This is a genomic window from Lentzea roselyniae, from assembly GCF_039537795.1.
Taxonomy (GTDB): domain Bacteria; phylum Actinomycetota; class Actinomycetes; order Mycobacteriales; family Pseudonocardiaceae; genus Lentzea; species Lentzea atacamensis.
Window position 1 is genome coordinate 320176 of sequence record NZ_BAABBE010000006.1, and the last position, 21288, is coordinate 341463.

A 21288-nucleotide genomic window follows, 5' to 3' on the forward strand; every position below is an offset into this window, starting at 1 on the left:
CCTTCGTGCGCGTAGCGATCGTGACCGAGAGCTTCCTGCCCCAGGTGAACGGGGTCACCAACTCCGTGCTTCGCGTTCTGGAGCACCTGCGCCGCAACGGACACCAGGCGATGGTCGTCGCCCCCGGTGCCGGCGCGGAGGACCACCACGGCACGCCCGTCGTCAGAGTTTCCGCGGTCGACGTGCCCATGGTGACCAGCCTGCCCATCGGTGTCCCGAGCCCGAGAGTGCTGCACGAGCTGGCGGACTTCCAGCCGGACGTCGTGCACCTCGCGTCGCCGTTCGTGCTGGGCGCGTACGGCCTCAGAGCCGCGCGCAAGATCGACGTCCCGACCGTCGCCGTCTACCAGACCGACGTGGCCGGGTTCGCGGGCAACTACGGACTCGGGCTCACCAAGCGGGCGGCGTGGCGGTGGACGAAGCGCCTGCACACGCTGGCCGACCGCACGCTGGCGCCGTCCAGCTCGGCGGTCGAGGCGCTGGAGCGGCACGGGGTGCCGCGCGTGCACCGGTGGGGCCGCGGCGTCGACGTCGACCTCTTCCACCCGCGTACGAAGCACAACGACGAGCTCACCGTGGGCTACGTCGGACGCCTGGCGCCCGAGAAGCAGGTGCACCGGCTCAAGGAGATCCACGACCTGCCCGGCGTGAAGCTGCGGATCGTCGGCGACGGGCCCGACCGCGAGCAGCTCGAACACGACCTGCCGGACGCCGAGTTCCTCGGCTTCCGGACCGGCCAGGCGCTCGCCGAGGCCTACGCCTCGCTCGACGTCTTCATCCACACTGGACCGCACGAGACGTTCTGCCAGGCCGTCCAGGAGGCCCTCGCTACAGGGCTGCCGGTGCTCGCGCCGAACGCCGGTGGCCCGCGCGACCTCGTCGCACACGGCCGGACCGGGTACCTCTTCGACGACGACATCGCGCAGTACGTGGACCTGCTGCGCGACCCGCTGCGGCGCAAGCGGTTCGGGCTCGCCGCTCGCAAGTCGGTGCTCACCCGCACCTGGCCGGCGATCTGCGACGAGCTGATGGGTCATTACGCCGCGGTGATCGGACTGACTCACCAGGCGGCGGCTTGAGGATCATCCAGCTGGCCAACTTCTACGGACCGAAGTCCGGCGGGCTTCGCACGGCGCTGCACCACCTCGGCACCGGCTACGTGCAGGCGGGCCACGAGGTGGTGCTCGTCGTGCCGGGCGACCACCGCGCGGACGAGGTGCTGCCCGGCGGGGTCCGGCGCATCACGCTGCCCGCGGTGAAGATCCCGTACACCGGTGGTTACCGCGTCGTGGACCCGTGGCGCGTCAAGTCACTCCTGGCACACCTGAAGCCGGACCGGCTGGAGGTCTCGGACCGGCTGACGTTGCGCGGCATGGGCAGCTGGGCGGGCGAGCGCGGCATCCCGAACGTGGTGATCTCCCACGAACGCCTCGACCGGCTGCTGCGGTTCGTGCTGCCGGAGCCTCCCGCCGTCACCGCCGCCGACTGGGCCAACCGCCGCATGGCCGCCTCCTACGACACGGTGGTGTGCACGACGGCTTTCGCACGCGAGGAGTTCGACCGCATCGGTGCCCGCAACGTCACCCAGGTGCCGCTCGGTGTCGATCTCGCCACGTTCACCCCGCACCGCCACTCCGTCGACCTGCGGCGGGATCTCCTGCAGGGCAAGGAGAACCTGCTCATCCACTGTGGACGGTTGTCGCCGGAGAAGCACGTGGAACGCTCCGTCGACACCCTGGCCGAACTTCACGAGCAGGGCCACTCGGCACGCCTGGTGATCGCCGGTGACGGCCCGCGCCGCGCCTTCCTGGAGAAGCGCGCGAACGGCCTGCCGGTGACGTTCCTGGGGTTCGTGAAGTCCCGTTTCGACGTCGCCGCGCTGCTGGCCTCGGCCGACCTCTCCCTCGCTCCCGGTCCGCACGAGACCTTCGGACTGGCCGCCCTCGAGGCCCTCGCCAGCGGCACCCCGGTCGTCGTCAGCCAGAGCAGCGCGCTGAAAGAAATCGTCCAGCCGTCCTGCGGCGCCGCCGTCGACGACCACGCCAAGGCCTTCGCGAGCGCCGCTCAACGCCTACTGGAAAGCGGCTCACGGGAGGCCGCGCGGGCACGTGCGGAGGAATACCCGTGGCACGCCGCCGTGGACGGCATGCTGACAGCTCTGAAGGTGCCCTGAAGATGATCTCAGCGGGTCTGACCTAGTCTGAAGAACATGTCGCGAGCCGGCTTGGACAAGAACCCCCGCGAGGTCGCCGAGATGTTCGACGGCGTGGCCAAGGGCTACGACCGCACGAACTCGGTCATGACGCTGGGCTTCGACCGCCGCTGGAGGGAGTGGAGCAGGCGCGTGCTCGACGCCCGCCCCGGCGAGAAGGTCCTCGACCTCGCCGCCGGCACCGCGGTGTCCACCGTCGCGTACGCCGAGTCCGGCGCCTGGTGCGTCGCCGCCGACTTCTCCGTGGGCATGCTCGCCTCCGGTGCTCACCGCCGCGTGCCGAAGGTGGCCGCCGACGCCCTGCGCCTGCCGTTCAGGGACAACTCCTTCGACGCCGTCACGGTGTCCTTCGGCATCCGCAACTTCAACGACACGGTCCTCTCCCTGAAGGAGATGGCCCGCGTCACGAAGCCGGGCGGCCGCATGGTGATCTGCGAGGTCTCCACCCCGGTGTGGAAGCCGTTCCGCTTCGTCTACATGCGCTACCTGCTCAAGCTCCTGCCGTTCATCGCGAAGTTCGTCTCGAGCAACCCGGTCGCCTACTCCTACCTGGCCGAGTCCATGGCCACCTGGCCCGACCAGCGCGCGCTCGGCGAACTCATCGCCAAGGCCGGCTGGGAGGACGTCGCCTGGTTCAACCTGACGGGCGGCATGGTGGCTCTGCACCGCGCGACCAAGCCGAAGCCGAAGGCCGCGGAAGAGGCCTGATCAGCCCACCGCGCCCCGATCTGAGGAAGCGCCTGGCAGCTCTGGTCTCAGCGACCGCCGGTTAGAGTCGCGAGTGAGCTGTGACCGGTACACGTAGGGAGTCTGGATGAGCAGGCGTGGGATCAACGAGGACGCCGACGTCATCGTGGTGGGGGCGGGACCGGCGGGCTCGACCGCGGCGACCTACCTGGCCAGGGCCGGCCTCGACGTCCTCCTCCTCGAGAAGAGCTCCTTTCCCAGGGAGAAGGTCTGCGGCGACGGTCTGACCCCGCGCGGCGTCAAGCAGCTGATCGACCTGGGCATCGACACCCGCGAGGAGAACGGCTGGCTCCACAACAAGGGGCTGCGGGTCGTCGGCGGTGGCGTCACGCTGGAGCTCGACTGGCCCGAGCTGGCCACGTTCCCCAACTACGGCGTCGTCCGCCCGCGCATGGACTTCGACGAGATGCTCGCGAACACGGCCAAGCAAGCCGGCGCGCGCATGCACGAGAACACCACGGTCACCAAGGCCATCATCGAGAACGGCCGGGTCGTCGGCGTCGAAGCCAAGCAGGGACCGGAGAAGAACCCGGTCACCTACCGCGCTCCGATCACGGTTGCCTGCGACGGCGTCTCAGCGAGGCTCGCCCTGTCCGTCGGCCTGCAGAAGGACGACGACAAGCCGATGGGTGTCGCGGTCCGCCGTTACTACGCGAGCCCGCGCACCAAGGACGACTACCTCGAGTCGCACCTCGAGCTGTGGGCGCCCGACGGTCAGCTGCTGCCCGGTTACGGCTGGATCTTCGGCATGGGCGACGGCAGCGTGAACGTCGGCCTCGGCATCCTCAGCACGTCGAAGGCCTACGGCACCACGGACTACCGGGCCCTGCTGCGCAGCTGGCTCGACGGCACGCCGGAGGAGTGGGGCTTCCGCGAGGAGAACGCGACGAGCCGCATCGGTGGCGCCGCGCTGCCCATGGGCCTCAACCGCAAGCCGCACTACCGGGCGGGCCTCGTGCTCGTCGGTGACGCCGGCGGCATGGTCAACCCGTTCAACGGCGAGGGCATCGGCTACGCCATGGAGTCCGCCAGGATCGCGTCCGAAAGCGTCGTCCAGGCCCTCGCGCGGACCGGCGTCAACCGTGAACGCGCGCTGCACGGCTACCCGGTTCGCATCGAACAGGCGCTCGGCAGTTACTACCGGCTCGGGAACGTCTTCTCGAAGCTCATCGGGAACCCGGCGGTCATGCGGACCGCAACGAAGTACGGAATGCCGCGAAAGCGCCTGATGAAACTCGTGCTCAAGCTACTTGCGGGCCTCTACGACCCCAAGGACGGCGACGCAATGGACCGCCTGATCGTGGCCGCCACGAAGCTCGCGCCAACGGCGTAAATTACTCCGAATAGGTGATGGCACCGGCTCAATACGAGCCGGTGCCGTTTCGTATGTCAACACCAGGTTAAACGGCCTGGTCAGACCCTGTGACCTAGGTCATTTACAGGCGTTCTACACTGGCGATCGACCTTGTGAATCACTTCACAACAGTGTGCACAAGCTTGTGAACTGTTTCACAAGCGTTTGTTAGGTTCGCCTAACAAACGGGTCGCAGAACATCACCCTTAGGGTGCGGTCGACCGCGAGGAAAGGACGACGGAGCGTGCTTGACCCTTACCTCCCCCTCGTATTGATGTTCGCGCTAGCCGGGGCGTTCGCACTGTTCTCGGTGACCGCAGCGCCCTACATCGGACCCCGCCGCTACAACAAGGCGAAGCTCGACGCGTACGAGTGCGGCATCGAGCCGAGCCCGCAGCCGGTCGTCGGTGGCGGGCGCATGCCGGTCGCCTACTACCTGACGGCGATGCTCTTCATCTTGTTCGACATCGAAATGGTGTTCCTCTACCCGTTCGCCGTCGCTGCCGACAAGCTCGGCCTGTTCGGGCTGGTGGAGATCGTCCTGTTCGTCGCAACGGTCGGCTTCGCGTACATCTACGTGTGGCGCCGCGGCGGCCTCGACTGGAACTGAGGAAGTCATGGGTCTCGAGGAGAAGCTCCCGAACGGCATCCTGCTGGTCAGCGTCGAGAAGCTGGTCAACTGGACCCGCAAGTCCTCGCTGTGGCCTGCCACCTTCGGCCTGGCCTGCTGCGCCATCGAGATGATGACGACGGGTGGTCCGCGTTACGACCTCGCCCGCTTCGGCATGGAGGTCTTCCGCGCGTCACCGCGCCAGGCGGACCTGATGATCGTCGCGGGTCGTGTCACCAACAAGATGGCGCCGGTGCTGCGGCAGATCTACGACCAGATGCCCGAACCGCGCTGGGTGCTGGCGATGGGCGTGTGCGCCAGCAGTGGCGGCATGTTCAACAACTACGCGGTGGTGCAGGGCGTCGACCACGTCGTGCCCGTCGACATGTACCTGCCGGGCTGCCCGCCGCGGCCGGAGATGCTGATGGACGCGATCCTCAAGATCCACGCCAAGATCATGGACGAGCCGCTGAACGCCGTGCGCGCCAAGGCACTCGCCGACTCGGGCTACCGCACCGATCTCATCCCGTCCTCCGAGCGTTTTGCGAGGAAGAAGTGACCGAGCCAGGGGGAGAGCACTCCAGCGCCGACCGCGCTGTCGAGGGCCTCGAAGCCACCAACGGAGCAGCCGAGAAGGCGCCGATCTTCGCGGGCAAGGAGCGCAAGGGCCTCTTCGGCGTCTCCGGCTCCGGTGACACGTCGGGCTTCGGTGGCCTGCGCCTGCCGGCCCACGTGGCCGCGCCCGCCGAGCGCCCGTTCGGCGGCTGGTTCGACGAGGTCGCCGACGAGCTGTTCGCCGCGATCAGCGACAGGGGTTTGCCCGCCGACACGGTGCAGCAGGTGACGGTCGACCGCGGTGAGATCACCTTCTACCTCAAGGCGGAGACGTTGCTGGAGGTCGCGCGCATCTGCCGCGACACCCCGTCGCTGCGCTTCGAGCTCTGCAGCTCGGTGTCCGGTGTCGACTACGGCGCCGAGGTGCCGCAGCGCCTGCACTCGGTCACGCACCTGACGTCGATGACCTACCGCCGCCGCATCCGGCTCGAGGTCGCGGTCGACGTCGAGAACCCGCACGTGCCGAGCCTCGTCGAGGTCTACCCGACGGCGGACTGGCAGGAGCGCGAGACCTGGGACATGTTCGGGATCATCTACGACGGTCACCCCGGACTGACCCGCATCCTCATGCCGGACGACTGGGACGGTCACCCGCAGCGCAAGGACTACCCGCTGGGCGGCATCCCCGTCGAGTACAAGGGCGCGGAGATTCCTCCGCCGGACCAGAGGCGGTCGTACTCATGACCGAGCGACTTTCCGACGTGACCACCGGAACCGACACCAGCGCGGCCGGCCGGGACAGCGCTCCCGAGGAGGTCGCGGAGTCCCGCAGGACCACCGAGGGCACCGTCTACACGGTGACCGGCGGCGACTGGGACGAGGTGCTCGCGGACGCGGTGCACGACGAGCGCATCGTCATGAACCTCGGCCCGCAGCACCCGTCGACGCACGGTGTGCTCCGCCTGGTCCTGGAGCTCGAGGGCGAGACCGTCACGCACGCCCGCAGCGTCATCGGCTACCTGCACACGGGCATCGAGAAGAACCTCGAGTACCGGAACTGGGTCCAGGGCGTCACGTTCATCACGCGCACGGACTACCTGGCGCCGCTGCACCACGAGGCCGCGTACTGCATGGCCGTCGAGAAGCTGCTCGGCATCACGGTTCCGGACAAGGCGCAGGCGATCCGCGTGCTGCTGATGGAGCTCAACCGGATCAGCTCGCACCTCGTCGCACTCGCCACCGGCGGCATGGAGCTCGGTGCCCTCACCGGCATGACCTCCGGCTTCCGCGAGCGCGAGGAAGTGCTGCACCTGCTGGAGCACCTCACCGGTCTGCGCATGAACCACGCGTTCATCCGGCCCGGTGGTCTCGCGCAGGACCTGCCGGACGACTCGATCGAGAAGATCAACGCGTTCGTCAAGATCATGGAAAAGCGGCTGCCGGACTACGACAAGCTGCTCACCGGTCAGCCGATCTGGCGCAACCGCCTCGCGGGCGTGGGCTACCTGCCCGTCGACGCGTGCCTCGCGCTCGGCATCACCGGCCCGATCCTGCGCTCCGCGGGCCTCGCCTGGGACCTGCGCAAGATCGAGCCGTACTGCGGCTACGAGAACTACAACTTCGACGTGCCGACCTCGAACGCGGCGGACTGCTTCGCGCGGTACCTGCTGCGCCTCGAGGAGATGCACCAGTCGCTGAAGATCATCAAGCAGGTCGTGAAGAGCCTGCCGACGGGTCCGGTGATGGTCGAGGACGCCAAGATCGCGTGGCCCGCGCAGCTCACGATCGGCAGCGACGGCATGGGCAACTCGCTCGAGCACGTCCGCAAGATCATGGGCCAGTCCATGGAGTCCCTGATCCACCACTTCAAGCTGGTGACCGAGGGCTTCAAGGTGCCGTCCGGCCAGGTGTACGTGCCGGTCGAGTCACCGCGCGGCGAGCTGGGCTACCACGTCGTCTCCGACGGTGGCACCCGCCCGATGCGCGTGCACCTGCGCGAACCCAGTTTCGTGAACCTCCAGTCGATGCCCGCGATGTGCGAGGGCGGCATGGTCGCCGACGTGATCGCCGCCGTCGCCTCGATCGACCCGGTGATGGGTGGTTGCGACCGATGACGCATGCCAAGGAAGAGACCGTGTTCGACCAGTCCACCGTGGACCGCGCGCAGGCGATCATCGCCCGCTACCCGCAGGCCCGCAGTGCGCTGCTGCCGATGCTGCACCTGGTGCAGTCGGTCGAGGGCTACGTCTCGCAGGAGGGCATCCGGTTCTGCGCCGGGCAGCTCGACCTGTCCGAGGCCGAGGTCAGCGCGGTCGCGACGTTCTACACGATGTACAAGCGCCGCCCGTGCGGTGAGCACCTGGTCAGCGTGTGCACGAACACGCTGTGCGCGGCGCTCGGTGGCGACGACATCTACTCGGCCCTCAAGAGCCACCTCGGTGTCGGCCACGAGGAGACCGCGGGCGAGCCGGGCACGCCGGGCTCGATCACCCTGGAGCACGCCGAGTGCCTCGCCGCGTGCGACCTCGGCCCGGTTCTCCAGGTGAACTACGAGTTCTACGACAACCAGACGCCGGACAAGGCGCTGCAGCTCGTGAAGGCACTGCAGAACGGGGAGCGCCCGGCCCCGACCCGCGGTGCCCCGCTCACCGACTTCAAGCAGGCCGAGCTCCAGCTCGCCGGGTTCTTCGAGGGGCGCGACGCCGACCTCGACGGCCCGTCGGCGGCGCCGGAGACGTTGCGCGGCGCGCAGATCGCCGAGGACCGCGGCTGGGACGCACCGAAGATGCCGTCCAACGCCGAGTTCCCGCCGATCCCGGAAAAGAAGTAGGGAACCAATGGCAAACCCGCTGACTCCCGTGCTCACCAAGCGCTGGACCGAGCCCAGGTCCTGGACCATCGAGACCTACGAGCGCACCGGTGGCTACACCGCCCTGCCCAAGGCGCTGAAGGCCCACCCGGACCAGCTCATCCAGCAGTGCAAGGACTCCGGGCTGCGCGGCCGCGGCGGCGCGGGCTTCCCCACCGGCATGAAGTGGGGCTTCATCCCGCAGGGCGACGGCAAGCCGCACTACCTCGTCATCAACGCCGACGAGGGCGAGCCGGGCACCTGCAAGGACATCCCGCTGATGATGGCGGACCCGCACTCGCTGATCGAGGGCGTGATCATCACGTCGTACGCGATCCGCGCGAACTTCGCGGCGATCTACGTCCGCGGCGAGGTCCTGCACTGCATCCGCCGCCTCAACGCGGCGGTGCGCGAGGCGTACGCCAAGGGCTACCTGGGCAAGGACATCCTCGGCAGCGGGTTCGACCTCGACGTGGTGATCCACGCCGGCGCCGGCGCGTACATCTGCGGCGAGGAGACCGCGTTGCTCGACTCGCTGGAGGGCCGTCGCGGCCAGCCGCGGCTCAAGCCTCCGTTCCCCGCGACCTCGGGCCTCTACGCGTCGCCCACCGTCGTGAACAACGTCGAGACGATCGCGTCGGTTCCCTTCATCGTCAACGGTGGCGCGGACTGGTTCCGCGAGATGGGCCGCGACCGCTCACCCGGTCCGAAGATCTTCTCGTTGTCCGGCCACGTCACGAACCCCGGCCAGTACGAGGCGCCGATGGGCACCACGCTGCGCGAGCTGCTGGACCTGGCCGGTGGCATGAAGGACGGCATCCCGCTGAAGTTCTGGACGCCGGGTGGCTCGTCCACCCCGCTGTTCACGGCGGAGCACCTCGACGTGCCGCTGGACTTCGAGGGCTGCGCCGAGGCCGGCTCGATGCTGGGCACCACGGCGCTGCAGATCTTCAACGAGACCGTGTCCGTGCCGTGGGCCGTCATGAAGTGGACGGAGTTCTACAAGCACGAGTCGTGCGGCAAGTGCACGCCGTGCCGCGAGGGCACGTACTGGCTCGTGCAGATCCTGCAGCGGATGGTGCGGGGCGAGGGCACGGCGAGCGACATCGACACGTTGCTCGACGTCTGCGACAACATCCTCGGCCGCTCGTTCTGCGCACTCGGTGACGGTGCGGTCAGCCCGATCACCAGTGGCATCAAGTACTTCAAGGACGAGTTCCTGGCTCTGTGCGACCAGAACTCCAAGGTGCTGGCTGGAGCGAACGCATGACCATCGCCCCTGACAAGTCCACCGCAGAGGTTGCGGTCCCCGAGGGTCACGTCAAGCTGATCATCGACGGCGTCGAGGTCATCGCGCCCAAGGGTGAGCTGCTGATCCGCACGGCCGAGCGCCTCGGCACGGTCATCCCGCGCTTCTGCGACCACCCGCTGCTGGAGCCCGCCGGCGCCTGCCGCCAGTGCCTCGTCGAGGTCGAGATGGGCGGCCGGCCGATGCCGAAGCCGCAGGCCTCCTGCACGATGACGGTCGCGGACGGCATGGTCGTGAAGACCCAGCTGACCTCGCCGGTCGCGGACAAGGCCCAGCAGGGTGTGATGGAGCTGCTGCTCATCAACCACCCGCTGGACTGCCCGATCTGCGACAAGGGCGGTGAGTGCCCGCTGCAGAACCAGGCGATCGCGCACGGCCGCGCGGACTCCCGGTTCCACGAGCACAAGCGGACGTTCCCGAAGCCGATCAACATCTCCACCCAGGTGTTGCTCGACCGCGAGCGCTGCGTCCTGTGCCAGCGCTGCACCCGGTTCTCCGCGCAGATCGCCGGCGACCCGTTCATCGAGCTGCTGGAGCGCGGTGCGCAGCAGCAGATCGGTGTGGCGGCGGAGAAGCCGTTCCAGTCGTACTTCTCCGGCAACACCATCCAGATCTGCCCGGTCGGCGCGCTGACGTCGGCCGCGTACCGGTTCCGCGCCCGGCCGTTCGACCTCGTGTCGACGCCGAGCGTCTGCGAGCACTGCTCCTCCGGTTGCGCCGAGCGCACCGACTGGCGGCGCGGCAAGGTGCAGCGCAAGCTCGCCGGCGACGACCCGCAGGTCAACGAGGAGTGGATCTGCGACAAGGGCCGGTTCGCGTTCCGCTACGCCACGGCCGACGACCGCATCACGCGGCCGCTCGTACGTGACGAGGAGACCGGTGAGCTGCGCGAGTCCTCCTGGACCGAGGCGCTGCAGGTCGCGGCGGCGGGTCTGGCGGCGGCACGGGACGCGAACGGCGTCGGCGTGCTGACCGGTGGCCGGCTGACCGTCGAGGACGCCTACGCGTACTCGAAGTTCGCCCGGATCGCGTTGCGCACCAACGACATCGACTTCCGCGCCCGGCCGCACAGTGCCGAGGAGCTGGAGTTCCTGTCCGGCACCACGGTCTTCACCAACCCGGACAACGGCGTCACCTTCCAGGGCATCGAGTCCGCACCGGCCGCGCTGCTGGTCGCGTTCGAGCCCGAGGAAGAGGCGCCGATCGTCTTCCTGCGCCTGCGCAAGGCCGCTCGCAAGGGCACCACGAAGGTCTTCCACCTCGGCCAGTTCACGACCCCGGCCGTGGAGAAGACGTTCGGCACGCTGCTCGCCTGCGTGCCCGGTGCCGAGGCCAGCGCGCTGAACGCGTTGCCGGAGCACGCTTCCGACGTCGTCGAGCTGCTGTCCAAGCCCGGCGCGGTGATCCTCGTCGGCGAGCGAGCCGCCGAGATCCCCGGCGCGTTCACCGCGGTCGCGCGGCTGGCGGAGCGCACCGGCGCCCAGGTCGCGTGGATTCCCCGCAGGGCCGGTGAGCGCGGCGCGCTCGCGGTCGGCGCGGTGCCGAACCTGCTGCCAGGTGGCCGCCACGTCACGAACACGGCGGCGCGCACCGAGGTCGAGCGGACCTGGGGTGTCGAGGAGGGAACGCTCCCCGCGACGCCGGGACGCGACACCAACGGGATTCTCGAGGCGGTCGCGAACGGCGAGCTGTCCGGCCTGGTGGTCGGCGGCGTCGACCCGTTCGACCTGCCCGACCCCGCGCTGGCGGAGAAGGCGTTGTCCGAGGCCGGGTTCATCGTCAGCCTCGAGCTGCGGCCGAGCGCCGTGACCGCGAAGGCGAACGTCGTGCTCCCGATCGCCCCGGCGGTCGAGAAGTCCGGCAGCTACCTCAACTGGGAGGGCCGTCGCCGCGAGTTCGGCACGACCCTCGAGGGCACCGGCGCGCTGCCCGACTGCCGCGTGCTCGACACCCTCGCGGTGGAGATGGACGCGGACCTGTTCACGCAGACGCCCGCCGCCGCGGCCGCCGACCTGGCCCGCCTGGGCGAGGGCACTCCGAGCGGTTCCTCGCTCAACGTCGCCCCGCCGCTCACCGGTCCCGCCGGCGCCGGCAAGGCCGTGCTCGCCACGTGGCACCGGCTTCTCGGCAACGGCTCGCTGCAGGTGGACGAGCCGCACCTGGCAGGCACCGCCCGCCCGGTCGTCGCGAAGGTCGCCGAGGCCACCGCGCAGCAGTTCGGCCTGACCTCCGGCGGCTACGTGACGGTCTCCACCGACCGCGGCGCGATCACGCTCCCGGTCGAGACCGACGACCTGCCCGAGGGCGTCATCTGGCTGCCCACCAACTCGGGTGACGTGACCGTCCGTGCCACGCTCGGCGCGGGCCACGGCTCGATCGTCTCCGTCAGCGGAGGGAAGTCATGACGAAGTACTTCGCGGCGGAGATCGGCGACACCGCCAAGGTCCTCGCGGACGACCCGATCTGGCTGGTCCTGATCAAGGTCGTCGGCATCTTCGCCTTCCTCGTGGTCATGACCCTGTTCATGATCAACTGGGAGCGCAAGGTCGTCGCGCGCATGCAGCACCGGCCCGGCCCCAACCGGGTCGGCCCGAACGGCTGGCTGCAATCGCTCGCGGACGGTCTGAAGCTCGCGTTCAAGGAGGACATCCGCCCGGTCCTCGCGGACAAGTGGGTGTTCTTCCTCGCCCCGGTGATCTCCTGCATCCCCGCGTTCCTCGCGTTCTCGGTGATCCCGCTCGCGGGCGAGGTCAACATGTTCGGCGAGCAGACCGCGCTGCAGCTCGTCGACCTCCCGGTCGGCGTGCTGGTGGTGCTGGCCTGCTCCTCGCTCGGCGTCTACGGCATCGTGCTGTCCGGCTGGGCCTCCGGCTCGCCGTACCCGCTGCTCGGCGCGCTGCGCTCAGCGGCGCAGGTGATCTCCTACGAGATCGCGATGGGCCTGTCGATCGTCGCGGTGATCATGTTCACCGGCTCGATGTCGACCGGTGACATCGTGGGAGCCCAGGCGCACACCGTGCTCGGGTTCGCCCCCGCCTGGTTCGGCCTCCTGTTGTTCCCGAGCTTCGCGATCTACGTGGTGTCCATGGTCGGCGAGACCAACCGCGCGCCGTTCGACCTCCCAGAGGCCGAGTCGGAGCTGGTCGGTGGCTTCCACACCGAGTACAGCTCGCTGAAGTTCGCGCTGTTCTTCCTCGCCGAGTACGTCAACATGGTCACCGTCTCGGCGCTCGCGACCACGCTCTTCCTCGGCGGCTACCACGCCCCGTGGAGCGGTGAGTTCATGAACACCGGCTGGTGGGGCCTGCTCTGGTTCATCATCAAGACGCTGGCGTTCCTGTTCCTCTTCATCTGGCTGCGCGGCACGCTGCCCCGCCTGCGCTACGACCAGTTCATGAAGCTGGGCTGGAAGGTGCTGGTCCCGACCAGCCTCGTCTGGATCATGGCCGTCGCGGTCATCCGCACCGGCGCCATCCAGCAGCTCTCCACGGCACAGCGGCTCATCGCGCTCGGCGTGGTCGTCGGCCTCGTGCTGCTGGTCTCGTTCCTGCTGCCGGACAAGAAGGTCCAGGACACCAAGGGCGTGCCGCTCGCGGGTTCCGGCTTCCCCGTGCCGCCGCTCGACCTCGCCGTCCCCAAGTCAGCGCCCAAGCGCAAGGTCAAGGTCGCCAACCTCCCCAAGGAGACGGCAGCCGTCACCACCGGTAAGGAGGCTGAGTAGGGATGTTCGAGTCCCTGAAAGGCTTCGGCGTCACCTTCGGCACCATGTTCAAGAAGGTGGTGACGGAGGAGTACCCCGAGGTCAAGAAGGTGACCGCGCCGCGGTTCCACGGCCGTCACCAGCTGAACAGGCACCCGGACGGGCTGGAGAAGTGCGTCGGCTGCGAGCTGTGCGCGTGGGCCTGCCCGGCGGACGCGATCTTCGTCGAGGGTGGCGACAACACCGAAGAGGCGCGTTACTCGCCCGGTGAGCGCTACGGCATGGACTACCAGATCAACTACCTGCGGTGCATCGGCTGTGGCCTGTGCATCGAGGCGTGCCCGACCCGTTCGCTCACGATGACGAACGAGTACGAGCTCGCCGACGACAACCGGCAGGACCTGATCTTCACGAAGGAGGATTTGCTCGCCCCGCTGCTGCCCGGCATGGAGCAGCCGCCGCACCCGATGCGGCTCGGCAACAACGAGCAGGACTACTACGTGAACGGCCCGCAGCTCGCGAAGGAGGCCGGGCAGTGAGCCTCCTGACGTTCCTGGCCCAGCAGCCGGAACCGGTGCAGCGCGTGGTCGACACCGTGACCACCGGCGAGGCCATCGCGTTCTGGGTGCTCGGCCCGCTCGCGCTGGCCGGTGCGCTCGGCATGCTCTTCGCGCGCAACGCGGTCCACTCCGCGCTGTGGCTCGTGGTGACGATGCTCAGCCTCGGTGTGCTGTACATGATCCAGCAGGCGCCGTTCCTCGGTTTCGTGCAGATCATCGTCTACACCGGCGCGATCATGATGCTGTTCCTGTTCGTGCTCATGATGGTCGGCCGCGACAGTTCGGACTCCGTGGTCGAGGTCATCCGCGGCCAGCGGCTCGCGGCCGCGTTGCTCGGCATCGGCTTCGCCGTCCTGATGGTCGGCTCCGTCGCCCGCGCGCTCACCTCGGTGGACTCGAAGGGCCTGGCGGAGGCGAACACCACCAACGGCGGCAACGTCGGCAACATCGGCACGAAGCTCTTCACGGACTACCTGTTCCCGTTCGAACTCACCTCGGCGCTGCTGATCGTCGCCGCCCTCGGCGCGATGATCCTGGCCTTCGTCGGCAGGGACGGGAAGCCGGCCAAGAAGACGCAGAAAGAACTCGTCGAGGAGCGCTTCCAGTCCGGCAAGCGGGTCGGGTCCATCCCCGGTCCCGGCGTCTTCGCCACCGCGAACTCGGTGGCCACCCCCGCACTGCTGCCCGACGGCAGCGTCTCGGAGGAGTCGCTGTTCGAGGTCATCGAGGCGACCGACAAGGACACGCTCTCGGACGACGTCGCCGAGGTCGCGGGCACCGGGCACCAGCCGGATCCGCACGCGCTCAAGGGAAGTGAGTCGTGACTCCCACGTACTACCTGCTGCTGTCGGCACTGCTGTTCAGCATCGGCGCCGTCGGCGTCCTGGTGCGCCGCAACGCCATCGTGGTGTTCATGTGCGTGGAGCTCATGCTCAACGCGGTCAACCTGACCCTCGTGACGTTCGCGCGGATCAACGGCTCGCTCGACGGTCAGGTGATGGCGTTCTTCGTGATGGTCGTCGCCGCGGCGGAGGTCGTCGTCGGCCTCGCGATCATCATGTCCATCTTCCGGACGCGTCGCTCGGCCTCGGTCGACGACTCGAACCTGCTGAAGTACTGAGGGGTCACCGGTGACGGAACCAGTTGCCGCCAGCGGGATCGCTTCTCTCGCCTGGCTTTTGTTGGCGCTGCCCGCGTTCGGCGCGGCGGTGCTGCTGGTCGGTGGCAAGCGCACCGACAAGTGGGGTCACCTGCTCGGCTGCGCCACCGTCCTCGGCGCGTTCGGCTACGGACTCGCGCTGTTCTTCTCGACGCTCGGCCTGTCGCCGGAAGAGCGGGTGCAGAACGTGCACCTGTTCAACTGGCTCGACGTCAACGCGCTGACCGTCGAGTTCGGACTGCGGCTCGACCCGCTGTCGCTCACGTTCGTGCTGCTGATCACCGGTGTCGGCTCGCTGATCCACATCTACTCGATCGGCTACATGGCGCACGAGGAAGGCAGGCGGAAGTTCTTCGCCTACCTGAACCTCTTCGTGTCGGCGATGCTCCTGCTGGTGCTGGGCAACGGTTTCGTGACCCTGTACTTCGGCTGGGAGGGCGTCGGTCTCGCCTCGTACCTGCTGATCGGCTGGTACCAGTACAAGCCGGATGCGGCGTCGGCGGCCAAGAAGGCCTTCCTGATGAACCGCGTCGGCGACCTCGGTCTGGCCATCGCGATCTTCATGATGTTCAACCGCCTCGGGACCACGCAGTACACCGAGGTCTTCAGCCGGGTGAGCGAGTTCTCGTCCGCCGAGGTTCTCGCGATCACGCTGCTGCTGCTCCTGGGTGCCTGCGGCAAGTCCGGCCAGTTCCCGCTGCAGGCCTGGTTGCCGGACGCCATGGCCGGTCCGACCCCGGTGTCCGCCCTGATTCACGCGGCAACGATGGTCACCGCGGGTGTGTACCTGATCGCCCGCGCCAACCCGCTGTACAACCTCAGCGCGGACGGCCGCCTGGTCGTGATGATCATCGGTGGTGTCACGCTGCTGATCGGTTGCATCATCGGTTGCGCCTACGACGACTTCAAGAAAGTCCTGGCGTACTCGACCGTTTCGCAGATCGGTTACATGATCCTCGCGGTGGGCCTCGGCCCGATCGGCTACGCCCTCGGCATCATGCACCTGCTGACGCACGGTTTCTTCAAGGCGGGACTCTTCCTCGGTGCCGGCTCGGTCATGCACGGCATGAACGACGAGGGCAACATCCGCAGGATGGGCGGTCTGGCCAAGTTCCTGCCGATCACCTTCGTCACCTGGACGCTCGGCTACCTCGCGCTGATCGGCATCCCGCCGTTCGCCGGCTACTTCTCGAAGGACGCCATCATCGCGGCGGCGTTCGGCGCGGAGGGCTGGCGCGGGTACGTCTTCGGCGGCGTCGCACTGCTGGGTGCCGCGCTGACCGCGTTCTACATGACGCGCCTGCTGATCCTCGTCTTCCTGGGCAAGCCCCGCTGGAAGGAACTGAAGTCCGAGGACGGCCGGGACTACCACCCGCACGAGTCGCCGCTGTCGATGACCGTTCCGATGATCATCCTGGCGGTCGGTTCGGTGGCGGGCGGCTGGTTCCTCTCCTCCGGCGGGCGTCTGGCGGGATGGCTGGAGCCGTCGCTGGGCAAGCTCGAGGAGTCGCACGGCGTTCTCTCGCACGGCATGGTCGGGATCCTCACCGTCGCGCTCTCGCTCGTCGGTGCCGGTCTCGCGTTCCTGCTCTTCGGCCGAGGCACGCAGCCGGTCGAGCGGCCGGCGCGGGTGTCGTTCCCGGTGCGCGCGGCTCGTGCGGACCTCTACGGCAACGCACTGAACGAGGCCCTCTTCGCGCGGCCGGGCACCTGGCTCACCCGCGCGCTGGTGTTCCTCGACCTGAAGGGCGTCGACGGTCTGGTCAACGGCACGGCGGCGCTGCTCGGCGGTAGTTCCGGCCGGTTGCGCAGGCTGCAGACCGGGTTCGTCCGCTCCTATGCACTGTCCATGCTGCTGGGCTCGATCTTCGTGCTCGGGGCGCTCCTGGTGGTGAGGTTCTCGTGAGCTGGGTTCTGATCGCACTGCTGGTCGTGCCGCTGGTCGGCGCGCTGGTGGTGGCGTTCCTGCGCAAGGACGACACGAAGGCCAAGCTCGTCGCACTGGCGTTCTCGCTCGTCGAGCTGGTGCTCGCCGGACTGCTGTGGGCCGCCTACGACCCGGACGGCGACCGCATCCAGCTCGCCGCGGGCGTGGACTGGATCCCGGCGTTCGGCGTGCGGCTCGCGTTCGGCATCGACGGCATCGCGCTGGTGATGATCGCGGTGATCGCACTGCTGATCCCGCTGGTGATCGGTGCCGGCTGGACGGAGAAGCTGCCGGCCGGCCGTTCCCAGGGCGGGTACCTCGCGCTGATCCTGGTGCAGGAGTCCGTGACGGTCGCGGTGTTCGCCGCCACCGACGTCTTCCTGTTCTACGTGCTGTTCGAGGTCATGCTGATCCCGATGTACTTCCTGATCGGCGGCTACGGCGGCGCGCGCAGGCAGTACGCGGCGGTCAAGTTCTTCCTGTACTCGTTCCTCGGCGGCCTGATCATGCTGGCCTCCGCGATCGGCGCCTACGCGATGGCGTCGGACGAGCTGGGCAAGGGCACGTTCGACTGGGCGGCCCTGGTGACCGTGGTCCGCGACGCCGACCCGACGACGCAGACCTGGCTGTTCCTCGGCTTCTTCCTGGCGTTCGCGATCAAGGCGCCGCTGGTGCCGTTCCACACCTGGCTGCCGGACGCGGCCGCCGAGGCGCCGATCGGCGTCACGGTGATCGTCGTCGGCATCCTGGACAAGGTCGGCACGTTCGGCATGCTGCGCTACCTGCTGCCCATGTTCCCGGAAGCGTCGAAGAACCTGGCGCCGTACATCCTGGTGCTCGCGGTGGCCGGTGTCCTTTATGGATCGCTGCTCGCCACGGGCCAGCGGGACATGAAGCGGTTCCTCGCGTACGTCTCGATCGCGCACTTCGGCTTCATCGCGCTCGGCATCTTCGCGTTCACGTCGCAGGCCGGCGTGGGCTCGGTGTCGTACATGCTCAACCACTCGATCTCCACCGGCATGCTGATCCTGGTGATCGGCATGGTGATCGCCCGCGGTGGTTCGTCGCAGATCTCCGACTACGGCGGCATGTCGAAGGTGGCGCCGCTGCTCGCCGGCATGCTGCTGATCTCCGGTCTGACCACGCTGTCGCTGCCGGGCACGAACTCGTTCGTCTCCGAGTTCCTCGTGCTGATCGGCTCGTTCCCGACGCAGCCGGTCGCAACGATCCTCGCGACGGTCGGCATGGTGCTCGCCGCGCTCTACGTGCTCTGGCTCTACCAGCGGATGATGACCGGCCCGCTGCGCGGCGACGCCCTCGTGGCTGCTGCCGCTGGTCCGGGCGCCGTCGGCGACCCGGAGAAGAAGACGGCCATCGGCGACCTGACCAAGCGCGAGATCGCTGTTCTGGCCCCGCTCGTCGTCATCGTGCTGGCACTCGGCTTCTACCCGCAGCCGGTGCTCGACGTCATCACCCCGACTGTCGGGGCGACGCTGACCGAGGTCGGCGTGACCGACCCGGTCTCCGTGCAGGAAGGCAAGTGACGTGAACCTTCTCGTCGCTCAGGCGCAGCAGATCGAGGCGCCGGAGATCCATTACGGTGCCATCGCGCCGGTGCTCATCGTGCTCGGCGCGGCGTGCATCAGCGTGCTGCTGGAAGCGTTGCTCCCCAAGCACCAGCGGTGGGCGGTGCAGCTCGTGCTGTCGCTCCTGACGCTGGTCGGGGCCACCGGCGCGTTGATCCTCTACGCGGTCTCGGAGCGTCCTGAGCAGGGCGTGGCGACGCTGGCGGGCACGGTCGCGGTCGACTCGCCGTCGCTCTTCCTGTGGGCCACGTTGCTGGTGCTGGCGTTCGGCTCGGTGTTGCTGATCGCCGACCGCTCGGTGGAGCCCGGCGGCGCGTTCGTGGCCCAGGCCGCGATCCGTCCCGGCACCATCCAGGACCGCGCTCAGGCGACGAAGACCGGCATGCAGACCGAGGTCTTCCCGCTCACGCTGTTCGCGCTCGGCGGCATGATGACGTTCGTCGCGTCGAACGACCTGCTGACCATGTTCATCGCGCTGGAAGTCATGTCGCTGCCGCTGTACCTGCTGTGCGGCCTGGCTCGCCGCCGCCGCCTGCTCTCGCAGGAAGCGGCCGTGAAGTACTTCCTGCTCGGTGCGTTCGCCTCCGCGTTCTTCCTGTACGGCGTGGCTCTGCTGTACGGCTACGCCGGCTCGGTGAAGCTCTCGTCCATCGCCGCGGCGGCGGCCGGTACGGACCGTTCCGACACGCTGCTGTTCGCGGGCTTCGGCCTGCTGGTGGTGGGCCTGCTGTTCAAGGCGGCGGTCGGCCCGTTCCACGCCTGGACCCCGGACGTGTACCAGGGCGCGCCGACGCCGGTGACGGCGTTCATGGCCGCGTGCACCAAGGTCGCCGCGTTCGGCGGCATCCTGCGCGTGATCACGGTGGCGTTCGAGAACACGCAGTGGGAGTGGCGCGGCGTGCTCTACGGCGTCGCCGTCGTGTCGATGGTGATCGGCGCGGTGCTGGGCCTCACGCAGACCGACGTGAAGCGCATGATCGCGTACTCGTCGGTGGCGCACGCGGGCTTCCTGCTGATCGGTTCGATCGCGCTGGTGCCGGACGGCGAGGGCGTGAGCGCGACCATGTTCTACCTGCTGGCGTACGGCTTCACCACGATCGCCGCGTTCGGCATCGTGTCGCTGGTCCGCAACTCGGACGGCGAGGCGACGCACCTGTCGCAGTGGGCGGGTCTCGCGAAGCGGTCGCCGATCGTGGCTGGCGTCTTCACGTTCCTGCTGCTGGCGCTGGCCGGCATTCCGCTGACGTCCGGCTTCATCGGCAAGTTCGTCGTGTTCAGCGCGGCGATCGAGGCCGGCCTGACCCCGCTCGTCGTGATCGCCCTGGTGGCCTCGGCCGTCGCGGCGTTCTTCTACCTGCGGGTGATCGTGCTGATGTACTTCAGCGACCCGGCGCCGGACGGCCCGACCGTCAGCGTGCCCGGTGCGTTCACGACGATCGCGATCACGCTGGGCGCCGTCGTGACCCTGGTGCTGGGTTTGTGGCCCACGTTCGTGCTCGATTGGGCGGGTACCGGCACCTTCCTCAGCTAGGTGTACGTAGTCTGCTGGTGTGACCAGTAGCGAGCATGAGGGACCGGGGTTCGCGTTGGTGGACCCCGTGCTCACCGAGGTAGTCCAGGACGGTCTGGCCGAGGTGGAGCGCATCCTGCACGACGTCGTGCAGAGCGAGTTCCACCCGGTGACGGAAACCTCGCTTCACCTTGTGGAGGCGGGCGGAAAGCGGATCCGCCCGCTCTTCACACTGCTGGCCTCCCAGTTCGGCGCCGAGTGGGACCGCGAGAAGGTCATCAAGGCGGCCACTGTGGTCGAGCTCACGCACCTCGCCACGCTCTACCACGACGACGTCATGGACGAGGCGACCATGCGGCGCGGCGCGGTGTCCGCGAACGCCAAGTGGGACAACAGCATCGCGATTCTGACGGGCGACTTTCTCTTCGCTCACGCGTCACGGCTCACCGCTGATCTGGGGACGGTGGCGGCGCGGATCATCGCGGAGACCTTCTCGGTCCTGGTGACCGGCCAGATGCGGGAGACCGTCGGCCCCCAGCCGGGCGAGGACCCGATCTCCCACTACCTGAAGGTGATCGAGGAGAAGACCGGTGTGCTGATCGCCACCGCGGCACGGTTCGGCGGCATGTTCTCCGACGCCACCGACGAGCAGATCGACGCGCTGCGCGCGTACGCCGAGGTGATCGGGGCGGCGTTCCAGATCTCCGACGACGTCATCGACATCGCCTCGCCGTCGGTCGAGTCCGGCAAGACGCCCGGCACCGACCTGCGCGAGGGCGTGAAGACGCTGCCGATGCTCTACGCGCTTGCGGACCCGTCCGAGAAGCGGCTCGCCGAGCTGCTGGCGGGGCCGATCACCGACGACGCGCTGGTGGACGAGGCGCTGTCGTTGCTGCGTGCGTCGTCGGGCATGGACCGCGCGCGGGAGACCCTGGACGAGTACGCGGACCGGGCCCGCACGGAGCTGGGCAAGCTGCCGCCGTGCGCCGCGAGGGACGCGCTGGAGGAGCTCGCCACCTACGTGGTGGCCCGTTCCCGCTAGGGGTTACTCGACCGGCGCGAGCAGCTGCTTGCGCCGGTTCCGCACCGCGTCGACCGTGAAGATCGCGAGGGCGAGCCACACGAGGGCGAACCCGATCCACCGGCTGGGCGGCATGGGTTCCTTCACGACGAATGAGGTTCACCCCGAACGGTGGACAGGGGCGTAAGAA

Annotated in this window: 20 protein-coding genes; 19 read left to right on the plus strand and 1 reads right to left on the minus strand. The window is 68.5% G+C overall.

Annotated elements, in window-relative coordinates; translation table 11 throughout:
- Positions 1 to 5: 5 nt before the first annotated feature.
- The 19 genes from ABFX45_RS13630 (at position 6) to ABFX45_RS13720 (ending at position 21119) form a co-directional block, all read left to right on the plus strand.
- Positions 6 to 1079, plus strand: coding sequence for a glycosyltransferase family 4 protein (locus tag ABFX45_RS13630; RefSeq protein ID WP_211337096.1), 1074 nt, complete (start codon positions 6 to 8; stop codon positions 1077 to 1079).
- On the plus strand, positions 1076 to 2173 hold the full coding sequence (locus ABFX45_RS13635) for a glycosyltransferase (RefSeq protein ID WP_346130065.1): 1098 nt from the start codon (positions 1076 to 1078) through the stop codon (positions 2171 to 2173). Before ABFX45_RS13630 ends, ABFX45_RS13635 begins: the two co-directional genes overlap by 4 nt.
- 36 nt (positions 2174 to 2209) lie before the next feature.
- Positions 2210 to 2920: a demethylmenaquinone methyltransferase gene (locus ABFX45_RS13640; RefSeq protein ID WP_109628931.1), complete on the plus strand. Its 711-nt coding sequence runs from the start codon at positions 2210 to 2212 to the stop codon at positions 2918 to 2920.
- Positions 2921 to 3026: 106 nt separating this feature from the next.
- Positions 3027 to 4292 (plus strand): geranylgeranyl reductase family protein, encoded by a 1266-nt coding sequence (locus ABFX45_RS13645; RefSeq protein WP_211337095.1) that lies wholly within the window; start codon positions 3027 to 3029, stop codon positions 4290 to 4292.
- A gap of 265 nt (positions 4293 to 4557) precedes the next feature.
- Complete coding sequence (locus tag ABFX45_RS13650; protein WP_109628929.1) at positions 4558 to 4923, plus strand: NADH-quinone oxidoreductase subunit A; 366 nt, start codon at positions 4558 to 4560, stop codon at positions 4921 to 4923.
- Positions 4924 to 4930: 7 nt separating this feature from the next.
- Positions 4931 to 5482: a NuoB/complex I 20 kDa subunit family protein gene (locus ABFX45_RS13655; protein ID WP_065915907.1), complete on the plus strand. Its 552-nt coding sequence runs from the start codon at positions 4931 to 4933 to the stop codon at positions 5480 to 5482.
- Entirely contained in the window at positions 5479 to 6222 is a 744-nt protein-coding gene (locus tag ABFX45_RS13660; RefSeq protein WP_109628927.1) for an NADH-quinone oxidoreductase subunit C, read from the plus strand. The genes ABFX45_RS13655 and ABFX45_RS13660 overlap by 4 nt, the downstream gene beginning before the upstream one ends.
- Positions 6219 to 7592 (plus strand): NADH-quinone oxidoreductase subunit D, encoded by a 1374-nt coding sequence (locus ABFX45_RS13665; protein ID WP_109628925.1) that lies wholly within the window; start codon positions 6219 to 6221, stop codon positions 7590 to 7592. The genes ABFX45_RS13660 and ABFX45_RS13665 overlap by 4 nt, the downstream gene beginning before the upstream one ends.
- Positions 7589 to 8308, plus strand: a complete 720-nt coding sequence (nuoE, locus tag ABFX45_RS13670) for an NADH-quinone oxidoreductase subunit NuoE (RefSeq protein ID WP_109628923.1) — start codon at positions 7589 to 7591, stop codon at positions 8306 to 8308. The genes ABFX45_RS13665 and nuoE overlap by 4 nt, the downstream gene beginning before the upstream one ends.
- A 7-nt stretch (positions 8309 to 8315) precedes the next feature.
- Positions 8316 to 9596: an NADH-quinone oxidoreductase subunit NuoF gene (gene nuoF / locus ABFX45_RS13675; RefSeq protein WP_109628921.1), complete on the plus strand. Its 1281-nt coding sequence runs from the start codon at positions 8316 to 8318 to the stop codon at positions 9594 to 9596.
- Positions 9593 to 12040 carry an NADH-quinone oxidoreductase subunit G gene (locus ABFX45_RS13680; protein WP_109628919.1) on the plus strand — a complete coding sequence of 816 codons (2448 nt, stop codon included), beginning with the start codon at positions 9593 to 9595 and terminating at the stop codon, positions 12038 to 12040. Before nuoF ends, ABFX45_RS13680 begins: the two co-directional genes overlap by 4 nt.
- On the plus strand, positions 12037 to 13356 hold the full coding sequence (gene nuoH, locus ABFX45_RS13685) for an NADH-quinone oxidoreductase subunit NuoH (RefSeq protein ID WP_407656802.1): 1320 nt from the start codon (positions 12037 to 12039) through the stop codon (positions 13354 to 13356). The genes ABFX45_RS13680 and nuoH overlap by 4 nt, the downstream gene beginning before the upstream one ends.
- 2 nt (positions 13357 to 13358) lie before the next feature.
- Positions 13359 to 13874 (plus strand): NADH-quinone oxidoreductase subunit NuoI, encoded by a 516-nt coding sequence (gene nuoI, locus ABFX45_RS13690; protein ID WP_109628917.1) that lies wholly within the window; start codon positions 13359 to 13361, stop codon positions 13872 to 13874.
- Complete coding sequence (locus ABFX45_RS13695) at positions 13871 to 14719, plus strand: NADH-quinone oxidoreductase subunit J (protein ID WP_428834146.1); 849 nt, start codon at positions 13871 to 13873, stop codon at positions 14717 to 14719. Before nuoI ends, ABFX45_RS13695 begins: the two co-directional genes overlap by 4 nt.
- Entirely contained in the window at positions 14716 to 15015 is a 300-nt protein-coding gene (gene nuoK / locus ABFX45_RS13700) for an NADH-quinone oxidoreductase subunit NuoK (RefSeq protein WP_109628915.1), read from the plus strand. Before ABFX45_RS13695 ends, nuoK begins: the two co-directional genes overlap by 4 nt.
- Positions 15016 to 15025: 10 nt before the next feature.
- Complete coding sequence (gene nuoL, locus ABFX45_RS13705) at positions 15026 to 16960, plus strand: NADH-quinone oxidoreductase subunit L (protein WP_233439082.1); 1935 nt, start codon at positions 15026 to 15028, stop codon at positions 16958 to 16960.
- Complete coding sequence (locus ABFX45_RS13710) at positions 16957 to 18525, plus strand: NADH-quinone oxidoreductase subunit M (RefSeq protein WP_346130072.1); 1569 nt, start codon at positions 16957 to 16959, stop codon at positions 18523 to 18525. Before nuoL ends, ABFX45_RS13710 begins: the two co-directional genes overlap by 4 nt.
- Position 18526: 1 nt before the next feature.
- A complete protein-coding gene (nuoN, locus tag ABFX45_RS13715; RefSeq protein WP_109628911.1) occupies positions 18527 to 20098 on the plus strand; it encodes an NADH-quinone oxidoreductase subunit NuoN in 1572 nt (523 codons plus the stop codon).
- 55 nt (positions 20099 to 20153) lie between these two features.
- Positions 20154 to 21119: a polyprenyl synthetase family protein gene (locus ABFX45_RS13720; protein ID WP_233439230.1), complete on the plus strand. Its 966-nt coding sequence runs from the start codon at positions 20154 to 20156 to the stop codon at positions 21117 to 21119.
- A gap of 3 nt (positions 21120 to 21122) precedes the next feature.
- On the opposite strand, the gene ABFX45_RS13725 is transcribed toward ABFX45_RS13720, so the two are convergent.
- Positions 21123 to 21245, minus strand: a complete 123-nt coding sequence (locus ABFX45_RS13725) for a hypothetical protein (RefSeq protein ID WP_346130075.1) — start codon at positions 21243 to 21245, stop codon at positions 21123 to 21125.
- Positions 21246 to 21288 lie beyond the last annotated feature (43 nt).